General features: G+C 37.4%; 11 protein-coding genes and 1 riboswitch. Of the genes, 5 read left to right on the top strand and 6 right to left on the bottom strand.

Annotated elements, in window-relative coordinates; translation table 11 throughout:
* Nucleotides 1-561: 561 nt before the first annotated feature.
* Genes lacD through pfkB form a run of 3 tightly spaced genes read right to left on the bottom strand, consistent with a single transcriptional unit; the run spans nucleotide 562 to nucleotide 4,351 of the window.
* Complete coding sequence (lacD, locus tag IKV95_RS06995; protein ID WP_069126659.1) at nucleotides 562-1,521, bottom strand: tagatose-bisphosphate aldolase; 960 nt, start codon at nucleotides 1,519-1,521, stop codon at nucleotides 562-564.
* Between the two features lie 14 nt (nucleotides 1,522-1,535).
* Nucleotides 1,536-3,422 (bottom strand): fructose-specific PTS transporter subunit EIIC, encoded by a 1,887-nt coding sequence (locus IKV95_RS06990; RefSeq protein ID WP_069134963.1) that lies wholly within the window; start codon nucleotides 3,420-3,422, stop codon nucleotides 1,536-1,538.
* A gap of 2 nt (nucleotides 3,423-3,424) precedes the next feature.
* A complete protein-coding gene (gene pfkB / locus IKV95_RS06985) occupies nucleotides 3,425-4,351 on the bottom strand; it encodes a 1-phosphofructokinase (RefSeq protein WP_069120166.1) in 927 nt (308 codons plus the stop codon).
* Nucleotides 4,352-4,495: 144 nt separating this feature from the next.
* Here pfkB and IKV95_RS06980 point away from each other — a divergent pair, with 144 nt between their 5' ends.
* Complete coding sequence (locus IKV95_RS06980) at nucleotides 4,496-5,272, top strand: MurR/RpiR family transcriptional regulator (RefSeq protein WP_069120168.1); 777 nt, start codon at nucleotides 4,496-4,498, stop codon at nucleotides 5,270-5,272.
* 165 nt (nucleotides 5,273-5,437) lie between these two features.
* Here IKV95_RS06980 and IKV95_RS06975 read toward each other — a convergent pair whose 3' ends face one another.
* Entirely contained in the window at nucleotides 5,438-7,087 is a 1,650-nt protein-coding gene (locus tag IKV95_RS06975; RefSeq protein ID WP_069126662.1) for an ABC1 kinase family protein, read from the bottom strand.
* A 221-nt stretch (nucleotides 7,088-7,308) separates the two neighbouring features.
* On the opposite strand from IKV95_RS06975, the gene IKV95_RS06970 reads away from it, so the two are divergent.
* Together IKV95_RS06970 and IKV95_RS06965 are read left to right on the top strand one after the other, a co-directional pair.
* Nucleotides 7,309-7,848, top strand: a complete 540-nt coding sequence (locus IKV95_RS06970; protein ID WP_051457250.1) for a folate family ECF transporter S component — start codon at nucleotides 7,309-7,311, stop codon at nucleotides 7,846-7,848.
* 71 nt (nucleotides 7,849-7,919) lie between these two features.
* Nucleotides 7,920-9,041 (top strand): aminotransferase, encoded by a 1,122-nt coding sequence (locus IKV95_RS06965; RefSeq protein WP_120472973.1) that lies wholly within the window; start codon nucleotides 7,920-7,922, stop codon nucleotides 9,039-9,041.
* 8 nt (nucleotides 9,042-9,049) lie between these two features.
* Here IKV95_RS06965 and IKV95_RS06960 read toward each other — a convergent pair whose 3' ends face one another.
* Entirely contained in the window at nucleotides 9,050-9,205 is a 156-nt protein-coding gene (locus tag IKV95_RS06960; RefSeq protein ID WP_154657736.1) for a hypothetical protein, read from the bottom strand.
* A gap of 74 nt (nucleotides 9,206-9,279) precedes the next feature.
* A riboswitch (SAM riboswitch) is annotated at nucleotides 9,280-9,383 on the bottom strand.
* Nucleotides 9,384-9,448: 65 nt separating this feature from the next.
* On the bottom strand, nucleotides 9,449-9,706 hold the full coding sequence (locus IKV95_RS06955) for a GlsB/YeaQ/YmgE family stress response membrane protein (RefSeq protein ID WP_029091453.1): 258 nt from the start codon (nucleotides 9,704-9,706) through the stop codon (nucleotides 9,449-9,451).
* Nucleotides 9,707-9,915: 209 nt separating this feature from the next.
* Here IKV95_RS06955 and IKV95_RS06950 point away from each other — a divergent pair, with 209 nt between their 5' ends.
* Together IKV95_RS06950 and IKV95_RS06945 are read left to right on the top strand one after the other, a co-directional pair.
* On the top strand, nucleotides 9,916-11,199 hold the full coding sequence (locus IKV95_RS06950) for an ABC transporter permease (protein ID WP_029091452.1): 1,284 nt from the start codon (nucleotides 9,916-9,918) through the stop codon (nucleotides 11,197-11,199).
* Nucleotides 11,200-11,402: 203 nt separating this feature from the next.
* On the top strand, nucleotides 11,403-12,043 hold a 641-nt coding region (locus IKV95_RS06945), incomplete at its 3' end, for a VOC family protein (RefSeq protein WP_287451560.1).

The raw sequence follows: 12,043 nt of genomic DNA, 5'->3' as shown, positions 1-12,043 counted from the left end.
TAAGTATAAACGTACTTCTCACAAGGTTTTAGCTACAATCGTTTTTTGTTGTTTATTTTTAGAACATACAACTAAATAACAGTTTTAAAAGAAAGTTTTGTGGGTTAGTGGCCGTAGTGAAAAGGAGACACTCGCAGTTTACTGTTCAGGTTATGATGGTATTCGGCGTAAGGCAGTGGACGATTGAAGAACTGTCAAAGCTCTAAGTGATGTGACAACACCATAAGAGAAACGAACAATCGGGGGCGATAGATCACGCTCTTACGTACGACTGTAGTTATCCATTTACTAGTAGGCGGCGAAGAGTAAGTGTCATACTTGCGTAAACGGCTTTCAGAGCGTCTTACAGGAACATTAGCGAAAGACCGAAAGGTTCGAAAGGTTAGAGTGCGAGGGCAAGAATCGGGCGTACAAAAGCTAATGACGAGCAATCAGCGTAAATGATAACCACAATGAGGACACCCCTAAACGTAAACAAAAAGCCATTGATGTTTTAATCAATGGCTTTTTTGACAGCGTGCATCGTTTATGATATTTTTTAACATTTGCCATGAAGTGACATTAGTTAAATAATGGCGTGGCTGTTTCATTCAATACATTATTTAAGGCGGCCATATTTGCTTTCCCTTGAGATTTTAACCAATCACGTGCGATAGCTTCCCCCTCATTGGCATATACGACTGTACTGTCTTTCCAAGTGGCACGTCCACATAAAACACCGTTGAAGGTTGAACCCGCTTCAGCTGCAAAACGTAAGGTGTCTTGAAAGAGCTGTGCACTAACCCCTGCACTTAAAAAGATGAAAGGTAATGTCGTTGCATCACTTTGCGCTTTAAAGTGCGCTAACGCTTCCTCACGGCTATAAACTGTTGTGTCACCAAAACCTTCCACATAGTTCATCGTTACAGGCACTTCCACTTTTAAAACATCGACCTGATAAGTAGCTTTCGAGAACTCTTTCATCGCTTCAATAACTTTATGCGGTTTTACTTTGGCATATTTTTCGCCTGTGACATCCTCATCGGTCGCATCATATGTGACGATTTCCAAAAAGAACGGAATATCCTCTGCTTTACATTCCGATCCTACTCGCTCCATAAACACATGTTTCTGTTCATTGATACGCACATCTTCATCAACATCATAGTAAAGTAAAAATTTAACGCCATCCGCCCCTTCTTCTTTCATCCGTTTAACGGACCACTCAGGCAACAAATCGGGTAATCGCCCTACTGAATTAGCATCATAGCCTGTCTTTTCGTAAGCAATTAGTAAACCTGCATTACTTGCTCGTGCTTGAGCTGCTGGCAAACCATATTCTGGATCGAGTAAGATAGAACTCGCATAGGGGGTTAATTCTTCCGATACGCAGACTTTGAATTGCTCAATGGCTGTATCAGATACTGCGCTACCCTTTCCGAGCATTTTCTTTAATGAGCCACGCTGATCAATGGCTAATGCACCGATAATCCCTTTTTCATTGCTTAACCGTTTCAATGCTTGTTGTTTGTTTGTTGTCATCTTATATCCTCCTATTAATTAACTTTATTTTGGAATAAATTGTAAATCGTCGTTGTGTCTGTTGCTGTTTTAAGCTCAGTGATAAAATCGTCATGCACTAATAATTTGGCAACATCCGATAAAACATTCAGGTGATTGCTACTGCCTCCCGTTGGAATAAACATTGCTAATACATGCGTGGTAGGCTGTCCATCCAAGCTATCCCAATCAACAGATCGAGCCAATGTCACCACCATTAAAGCAGGCCGTATCACTGCATTATTCTCTGTGTGAGGAATAGCAATGCCCTGTTCCATTCCCGTACTTCCTTGCTGCTCTCTCTTTAGAAAACCATGATAGGTTGCAGCAGTATCACTAATAATGCCCTTTTCTTTAGCGATAGCCGCTATGTTTTGAAGCACTTCATCTTTGTTACTTCCTTGAACAGCTAAGCTGATGTTCTCTTTTTGAAGAACATCTTGTATTGTTGATACTGTCTGCGGCGTTGTCACAGTAGCGTTCTCTGTGGTTATTTTTTCTTTTGTAAAAATACGTTTCTGATTAATCGCCATCAAAATACCACTTACTACCGAGCCAATCACAATTGCCATCACCCATAAAGCACCATGCGTTACAATCGGCAAGACAATAAATCCACCGTGTGGAGCTGGCACTTGCACATGCATCATGTAAGTTAAAACAGCTGCAATAGATGACCCGAGCATTAAAATCGGCAAGATAATTAAAGGGTTCCGGGCAGCAAATGGAATTGCCCCTTCAGTAATATGCGTCGAACCCAGCAAGAAGTTAACATAGCCTGCACTTTTATCACTTTGATTGTAGTATTTACGTCCAAAAAGAACGGCAAACCCTGTCGCCAAAGGTGGAACGATACAAGCAGCCGATACACCCGCCATAAAATAGAAATTACCTTGAGCCAACAATGCTGTCCCGGTCACGTAAGCTGCTTTATTGACTGGACCACCCATATCAAAGGCACACATCATCCCTACAACAATCCCTAAAATTAATGGGTTTGTATTTTGTAACCCTGCTAAAAACGACATCATTCCTTGATTGATTGCTTCCATCGGTGCAGATAAGAACCACATTGTTAAACCAGCAATAAAAATACCAAGAACCGGATATAAGAAAATTGCTTTTAAGCCATTTAAAGCAGGTGGTAGTTTTCGCAAAGCATACTGCAATCCTAAGACCACATAACCTGCAAGAAAACCACCGACGATTCCGCCTAAGAAACCTGTTTCATTCGTATAAGCAATCATTCCGACGATAAAACCAATAATTAATCCTGGACGTTTTGCAATTGCTTCTGCAATATAAGCGGTCAGAATAGGCACCATCAAACTCATTGCCAAGCCACCGATTGAATTCAAATAGAAGGCAAATTGGTTAAATTCCTCACTTTTAGAGTCTGCTGAATAAATACCAAACATGAATGAAATCGCTATCATTACTCCGCCCGCTACAACAATCGGTAACATGTGTGACACACCATTCATCAGAGCAACATAAATACCGTGACCAATTGATTGTTTAGGTCTTTTTTCTGCGGACTGTTGTGGTTCGCCTGTTATCGAAGCACCTGGCATTATCGGTGCCGTTTGATTAACAATTGCGGCGATAAGAGCCGCAGGATCTTTAATACCTCTTGTGACAGGTACATTAATCACTCGTTTTCCAGCAAATCGTTCTGCATGAACGTCTTTATCAGCGGCAATAATCACGCCATCTGCTTCTGCAATGTCGGTAGCAGTTAATTCATTTTGAACGCCTTCTTGCCCATGTGTTTCAACCTTAATTGTTAGACCTTGTTTTTTAGCTTCTTCCTCGAGTGCTTCTTTAGCCATAAATGTATGAGCAATACCTGTAGGACAACCTGTTGCAGCAATGATCTTCATCTTCAATTCCTCCCTATTTTTAATTCGATTGTTTGACGAAGTTTTTCAATATCTGTTAAATCACTAATACCTGGTTGAAATGCAGTGGATGATCCTGCTGCAGTTGCATAAATTAAAGCTTCTGCGATACTTTCTCCTTTTTCAAGTGACCCTATAAAGGCCGCTAATAACGTATCCCCTGCACAAGCCGTATTCACTACTTTTCCCTGTGGTGCTGTCGTCTGATAGATGTCACCTTGTGCCGTGACTAACAACGTACCCTTTTCCCCACGCGAAACCAATACATTACGCGCCCCTTTCTTTCGTAATTCGTTAGCGGCACCAATAATGGCTGCTGTACTTACTAATGCGGGTGTTTTTAACCATGTTGCTAATTCTTCGTCATTAGGCTTAATGAGATAGGGCTGATAAGTCAAACATTCCAGCATAATATCAGAACTTATATCCATTACAAGCTTAAATCCTTTACGTAATGATAATTCAGCAATTTCAACTAATAACTTTTCAGGAACCCCTTGAGGCAAACTGCCAGAGACAATCAACATATCTTTTGTTCCTAAAATCGCTAACTTTTCTAATAGCTGGTGTTGTGACTGCTCAGAAATCATCGGTCCTTGATTAACCGCTTTATATTCTTTTTTATGGGCTCGTATAAAGGTATTGATTCGCGTAATCCCATCGATTGAAATAAAATCTGTTGCAATTTCTTTATTTTGAAGGGTTTCTTCGATAAAATCACCTGTGAATCCCCCTAAAAAACCCGTTGCTGTGTTGGCGATTTGCATTTTTCGCAAAACAAAAGAGACATTTACACCTTTACCATTTGCCTGATACTCTTCATAATAACTGCGATTTACTTCGTCTGGCTCAAAACTATCAAATTGACAAAAAAGATCAATAGCAGGGTTCATTGTACAGGTTACTATCATGTTCTTTCACTTCCTTTTCTCTTTCTATATTCAGTATCACACGAAAAAAGTTGTAAATGTTTTCCAAATACCGTACATTAAGTACAATAACAGGTAAACGTTTACAACTTATGAAAGGTCGTGATTTTTATTAAAACGAACATTATGAAACTCATTAACGCTAACTATCCTTCAATGAGTGAATCTGAACGTCATTTACTGCATTATATTACACAACATATCGATTTATTGCCTAATCTTTCAATTATTAAACTGAGTGAAGAAGCCAATGTTTCAACTGCAACAATTGTCCGCACGATGAAAAAATTAGGCTTTAACGGCTTCACAGACTTTAAAATCCGTCTAAAAGATGAAAATGAAACCAACCCACGTTTTGCAATCATTGAGCAGGTGGATCAAGAAATTCAAACTGCCATTCTAAAAAATGCTCTAGAGGTTACCAAAACAATTCAACTCTTAGAAAGTGGCACAATTGAAGATACTGTGCAAAAAATCCGCCACGCTAAACGTGTTATTTTACTCGCCCGTGGTTTTTCCGAAATGATTGCCCAGGAAATGCAAGTGAAATTACAGTTACTCAACACTTACTGTGAGATGTATAGTGATCCGAATATTATTAGAATTGTTAGTACTCGGCTTAACCCTGACGATGTCATTATCTGTGTGTCTTTAAGCGGTGAGACGAGTGAACTTGTAGAAGCTGCCCAAAATTGCCAAGCACAAAAAGTGACCTGTATTTCCCTTACTTGTAGTCCTACAAGTAAACTTGCCTTACTTTCCGAACTCAACTTTACAGGCTATAAATCCGAAGACTCTCTCATTCCAGACTATGAAGTCCGTTCACGGTTACCACTACAAGTCATGGCACGCATATTATTAGATGCCTACGCAATTCGTACTGCACACACTAAAAATCAGTGATAGTTGGGCGACTAGTGTCTTTAATCAAGCAAGCCAAAACTTGTGAGCTTTCAGAGCAAATAAAAAAATCAGACATTAAATTAGAGTTTGGCTACTAGCGTCTCTAGCTTTATTGTCTGTCTTTAGTATTTCAATTGGGATAAATAAGAACGGCTTGTCGTTCTTTCACTTCTTCCTTATACGGCGGATAAGCCATACGAGTAATAACATAAAGAATAGAACGATTGTAAGTGCAGTGATTGCCATGATACGGAAGGTCAGGTTGTTAAAGGCGGCAGATCCTGAGGCACTAGAAAAACCAACAAACAGTCCTGCTGTCAAAATACTAAAAGCTAACAGACCGACGCCAAATATCAGCATATACGTCAACTTTTCGATTCTTTGTAACAGTTTATCATCCATATTCATCTCCATCTTCACAACGGGTTTGCCATCCTTCAATTGGTGTAACACTTCATTGATTGTCACTGGTAATTGTCGTGCGGCTTGATAAAGTAAATGGGCGTTACTTTTAACTTTATTACCCATTTTAGTTACATTCAATTGTTCCTTAACTACAATCGGTAAGGTTTTTCTCAATATAACGGACATACTGAGGTTAGGTGTCAAAATTAGTAAGGTGTCTTGTAATTTTAAAATCGCTTGACCTATTTGTAAAAATTCAAATGGGATTTCAATCGTATAAGAGCGCGCAATCAGTAATATATCTTGAATCAGCTGACCATAATTAATATTGCTCATATCAGATTGTAAATACCGTGCCATCATACGATCAATGTCTTTTTCAAAAGCGCGTCTATTAATTTTATTCGTAGTATCTAAGCGTAACATCGCTACTGTAAAACTAGTTGCATCGCGATTAGATGCTGCGATGATGAGATCAATCAGCAACTCGTTTAAGCTTTCACTTAATTGACCGACATTACCAAAATCAAGCATTGCTAAAACGTTGTTTTCTAATAATTTAAAATTTCCCGGATGAGGATCTGCATGAAATAGACCATGTTCAAACAATTGCATTGTCAATGCTTCACAAATAGTTGTCGATAACTCTTCTTTCTCATCTTCTGTTAACCTACTCAACGTTTCTTTATTTAAGTCCTCACCCATGATACGTTCCTGAATTAATAAATCTGCTGTGGCTAATTTTATTGCAACATCAGGGATATAAAGTTTCGGATGGTGATTATTATCTTGCATCGTCCGCATCGCTTGCGCTTCTTGTTTAAAATTCAATTCTGTTAATAAACTTCGTGAAAATTCACGAACGAGCAATACAACTTGTACTTCTCTAGCATAGTGTGAATTTCTTTCTGCAAGTTTCGCAAGTTCCTGTAGCGTTTCAATATCATGTTTCACTTGTTTTTCAATGTTGGGACGTCTCACTTTTAGGGCGACTGCTTCACCACTTTTTAGAACTGCGGCATGCACTTGACCTATCGAAGCAGCACCTAATGGTACTTCTTCAATGCTACTAAAATAACGTTCAGAGTGGCCCCCTAAATTAGCATCAATAATCGGTTTCATTGCAGAAAATGCTAAAGGTGTCACACTTTTTTGTAGTTTTTTTAATTCGTTGATTAATGAGGCTGGCAATTCATCGCCTCGCGTTGATAAAAATTGACCTAACTTCACAAATGTAGGGCCAAGTTCTTCAAGTGCTGCAATTAACGCTGCACTTTTTGTATTTTCACTATCATTTTTTTTATACTTACCTTTGATTAAACCCAATCGTTGCAAATAACTTGCACACCCATGTTTAATAAAAATAGCAATAATTTCAGGACCGCGTAACATTGGACGTAACTTCACCATAACTTCCATCCTCGCCTTCATTGTTTCACTTTCTTTCATCATACCCTATTCAAACAAATTATTGTTGTTGGACTAATGATTCTGCATTGATTAGCTGTCATTTTTTCATATAAAAAACATTTTTTGGAAAATTTAGAAATTTTATAAAGACTATTCCTAATTAATTTGTTATATTTATCGAGTACCATTACTAAAATACCCGACCTGAGGAGGTTCTGCATTTGATAAAATATAAATTCACTACGCAACGCCTAGTTCTTCTTGCTCTTTTAATTGCGATGCAAATTATCTTATCTCGCTTTTTAGCGATTGAATTGGACTTTATTCGCATTAGTTTTGTCTTTTTACCCTTAATCTTGATCGGTGCTTATTATCCACCTCTTATTGCTGGCTTCGCCTGCGCATTGGCTGATACTGTTGGTGTCTTACTCTATTCAAAGGGTGTTCCCTTTTTCCCAGGCTACACACTCACTACTTTCTTAACAGGCTTTGTATATAGTATCTTTTTATACAATAAACCGAAAGTATTATGGCGCATCATTGTTTCACATGCGGTTGTTTTCTTCCTGTTAAATTCTGTATTGAATACGTATTGGCTTTCTATCATATTGGATAAAGCAGCACTCGCTCTTTTCCCAATCCGTTTATTAAAAAATGCCATTGTCTTTGTTATTGCTATTTTTATAAGTTATATTTTTTTCAAAAGCCAAACTATTTCTTCACTCTTAACACGTCTCTCAACTCCACGCACAAAAAAATAGAACTAATGGACAAAGCCTGTATAAAAATGTAAAATGATTGTATAAAATACATTTTTTCAGGAGTTGTTTTCATGAAATTAGAACCTTTTGGCGTAGAAGATTGGATGAACATATACGAAACACAGTGCGAAGTGAATATTGCAGAATCATGTGTCGAAGCCTTAACAACTGAAGAACTGCTTGATTTTTCTGAGGATAAACAAGCAGCTATTTCAGATATTTTAAAAATGAAACTTACTTATGGCGACATTTTTGGTAGTGAAGCTTTACGTGAAGAAATTGCAAAGTTATATACGTCAATCACACCCGAACAAATTACAATTGAACATGGTGGTATTGGTGCTAATCACCTAGTGTTAGAAACATTAATCGAGCCCGGTGACCATATCGTTTCAGTACTACCAAATTATCAACAGCACTACTCTTTACCAAAATCATATGGTGCCGTTGTGGATTTTTTGCCGCTCATTCCAGAAAACAACTATCTGCCTGATTTTGATGCTTTAGAAGCATTACTAACACACGATACAAAACTGATTGCGATTAATAATCCTAACAATCCGACTGGTGCTTTGATGGATGAAGAACAACTTTTACAACTGGTCGCATTAGCACGGAAATATGATGCCTATATATTATCAGATGAAGTTTATCGTGGACTTACATTAACTGGTGAGAATTTCACGCCTTCTATTTCTGATCTTTATGAAAAAGGTATCAGTACTAGCAGCATGTCAAAAACATTCTCGTTACCAGGGTTGCGTATCGGCTGGATTATTAGTCCGATTGAAATGGTTCCTGAACTGAATAATCATCGTGATTACAGTACGATTAGTTGTGGAATGATTGATGATTACCTCGCAACTTTAGCGCTTAAACACAAAGATAAAATCTTGGATCGTAACCTAACTATTGTTCGAAAAAACAGTCAATATCTTGCGGATTGGGTAGCTAAAGAACCTCATATCACCTATATTCAACCACAATCAGGACCGATTGCCTTATTACATTACGATATGTCGATAAAATCGACTGAACTCTGTCGTCGTCTTCAAAATGAAACGGGTGTCTTTCTTGTCCCAGGTTCAGTAATGGGGTGTGAAGGCGGCCTACGTATTGGCTATGCTAATGATCTTAGTGTTCTCAAAGAAGGTTTGGCTCGTTTTTCTCGTTTTTTAAGAACGTTCGATTAATGTAAAAGCTATTTCACTCGTAATTGTTTTTCTAGTTCAAGTACTTCTTGTTCAAGTTGGCGAATACGTTGTTGAATAGCTTTTTTTTCTTTGCGTTTTGCTGCTGCATGAATGGTACCAATAGTTACAGCTTCTTCACCTGCTTTAGTAAATGTTTCTCCCATTATATTTCCCTCCTCCCGATTCAATAAAAAAGTACCCTTCTACTTATTAGTGCGCAGAAGGGTACTTTAGAATGTTCTCATCTGCCAAGCAACAGTTTGCTTGTTGGATTTAGCACCGTGCTTTTGCCGGTTGCTGAGACTTCATCGGGCCATATCCCTCCATCTCTCGTGATAAGTTATTTAGTTTTCAGTAATTAAACTACTTTTTTTTATCATAACATAATTTGTTTGATGTTGCAGTTTTTAGATATAATTACGTCTTGTTACCATACGAGCTAAAAATGAAATAAGTACGACAAAGAATAATGAACTGACAAGTGTTGGTACAATCGCAGTCGCACCAATAGCTGGACCCCATTGACCAAATAATCCTACACCAATGTTCGCAACACATGCACCTGCAATACCTGCAATACTATTAACTAACCAACTCGCAGGAATCTTATTATTCATAATTGCACCTGCACTTACACCAATAATTACGCCAATTAATAAAAACATATAGAACTCTCCCTTCTATGTTTGAATAGCATATTTACGTTTCTTTACATCTTTATTTTACTATAAATATCATATTTGTCCAATTTGTGAACTTTTATGTCATTCCCTTCTGAAAAATATTTTTATTGCCTTATTTCCGTCCCATTTTTTTCATATTTCTCCTCTATACTAATAGAACAATCGTTATTTTATAGTGAAAGGAGTTACCTATGAATTTTGTTAAATCGTTTTTTAAAAATACCATTTCTACGCCTGTTCGTTTCATTCTAAGCACCTTAGTTTGGATTGTTATCTGCACGCTGCTTTTAATCGGGCTTTCTTTACAACATGTCGCCGATAATGCCAGTTCAAATGCAAAAAAATCCATTGGTAGCACCGTCACTTTAATTGCGAAACAAAAAAAAGTTACTGAAGCTGCTTCAACTAATACTAATGAAACAATTTCTCTTTTTAAATCAAGTGATGTGAAAATCAGTGATGTAAAAAAACTTGCTGAACTTAAACATCTCAATACATATAATTTCGTGGTGAGTACACCAGCAATAGCAAACTTCTCAAATACACTCCAAGATATTACAGTCACTGGTGTATTATCTAATGCCGCAACTGAGGATTTCTCTAATGGTACCCATACCATTGTAAATGGAACAGGCATTTCTTCTGATACGGCTTCAAATGGTGTCGTGCTAGAAAAAAACATGGCTGCGTCTCACCATTTGAAAGTCGGTGAGACTTTCGAATTATTATCAGATCACGGAGATACGTTAAAAAAGGTTACTATCACAGGTCTTTACACAAGTAAAAATGAAAATTCTTCTAAAATTTATGCGCCTTATCAACTGGCTAAATCGTTGAAAGGACAAGGTTCCAAAGCAACAGTTGACCTTGCAACATTTACTTTAGATGGACCACAATATATTGCGGATTTTAAAGAAACAGCAGAACAAATGGAAACAATTGATTGGGATAAAAATACGTTAATCGGCGATGATAGTGCTTATCAACAATTAACAGGGCCTATCTCTGATATGCATGCGCTCGGTGAAAAACTAGTGTTTCGTACATTAATTATTGGGTTTCTTTTAATACTCCTTCTACAATTAACCTTTCTTTATTATCGAAAAAAACAAACAGATACGCATACACACATAACCGGTTTCAAACGTTTACTTAGCGATATACTACTACCAATAATTATTGCTTTGTTAATAGCTAGCATGAGCGCTACTTCTCTTACGAAAATAATTGCTGAACATAGTGCTTCACCTGTTATATCAAAAGTTGAACAGGTTTCTCCCATCGCTTTCTTGTTTGATCACACACAACAAGCGTCTATACAAAGCGTAAGTGCTACTCAACCGGCATTTAATTTGACAAGTTTTCCCTCTCTAGAATTGTTGTTTAAAACATTTGGATTGGCTCTATTCATCAGTATAATTGCTGTCAGTATTATTATTTTTATTTTATATCGTCAAAAAAAAACAATTAATTGATTACTTTTTGTAAGTGTGTTAAAATTTCTGTACATTGTAACTTTACCTGTCAACTGATAACTTCCAACACGTTTTATTCTTTTTTTGTTCTTAAACAGTCCATTATTGAATGTCATAATTTTGTTTCTATTGGGTAATATTTTATATAGCCTACTTGATATGACTAAGTATCAAGTCAATCATGGGTTCTTGGAGGTAATTTTATGAAAACACTTGGCATTCATCACGTGTCTATTAATACTGATTCACCACAAGCGACAATCGATTTTTATACGCAAATACTTGGTTTACGCTTAATTAAACAAACGGTGATTTATAATCAACCTGAGCTATTACATCTGTACTTTGGTGATTATTATGGTTCACCGGGGTCTATCATTTCATTTATTTCTGGAAAGCAATACGTACCTAACGCAGATAATACTATTAGTACAATCAGTTTCAGTGTTCCCGAAAACGCTCTTGGTTTTTGGGAAGAACGTTTGACATACTGTGGGATTGCAAATCAACGTATCCTGCGCTTTTCGGAAGAAAGTTTGTCCTTCAAAGACAGCTCTGGCACGTCACTTGAAATTACTGCGCGTAACAAACATGCCTTGCATAATAAAGAGGTATCTCATTCTACGATACCCTCTCAATTTGCAATAAATGGACTAGCTGGGATCATGCTCTGTTCCGCTCATCCTGATGCGACTATAAAATTCCTTTCAGTTCTTGGGCTGACTTGTATCCATAGTGAAGGTTCCATTTCACGTTTTTCATCAGCTACTACGATAGGTAACATTATCGATGTTACTACCGTAAGTTCATCTGACGTCGTCACTAGTCCGTCAATCCATCACAT

Source organism: Brochothrix sp. (assembly GCF_017549435.1).
Lineage (GTDB): Bacteria > Bacillota > Bacilli > Lactobacillales > Listeriaceae > Brochothrix > Brochothrix thermosphacta.
The sequence above is the reverse complement of the archived record's forward strand: the minus strand, read 5'-3'. Positions and strand labels throughout refer to the sequence as shown.

Bases quoted from the DNA above. Each gene is read 5' to 3' on its own strand.
- IKV95_RS06990 (WP_069134963.1), bottom strand. From the start codon at position 3,422: ATGAAGATCATTGCTGCAACAGGTTGTCCTACAGGTATTGCTCATACA.
- IKV95_RS06980 (WP_069120168.1), top strand. From the start codon at position 4,496: ATGAAACTCATTAACGCTAACTATCCTTCAATGAGTGAATCTGAACGT.
- lacD (WP_069126659.1), bottom strand. From the start codon at position 1,521: ATGACAACAAACAAACAACAAGCATTGAAACGGTTAAGCAATGAAAAA.
- IKV95_RS06975 (WP_069126662.1), bottom strand. From the start codon at position 7,087: ATGGTGAAGTTACGTCCAATGTTACGCGGTCCTGAAATTATTGCTATT.
- IKV95_RS06965 (WP_120472973.1), top strand. From the start codon at position 7,920: ATGAAATTAGAACCTTTTGGCGTAGAAGATTGGATGAACATATACGAA.
- IKV95_RS06960 (WP_154657736.1), bottom strand. From the start codon at position 9,205: ATGGGAGAAACATTTACTAAAGCAGGTGAAGAAGCTGTAACTATTGGT.
- IKV95_RS06955 (WP_029091453.1), bottom strand. From the start codon at position 9,706: ATGTTTTTATTAATTGGCGTAATTATTGGTGTAAGTGCAGGTGCAATT.
- IKV95_RS06950 (WP_029091452.1), top strand. From the start codon at position 9,916: ATGAATTTTGTTAAATCGTTTTTTAAAAATACCATTTCTACGCCTGTT.
- pfkB (WP_069120166.1), bottom strand. From the start codon at position 4,351: ATGATAGTAACCTGTACAATGAACCCTGCTATTGATCTTTTTTGTCAA.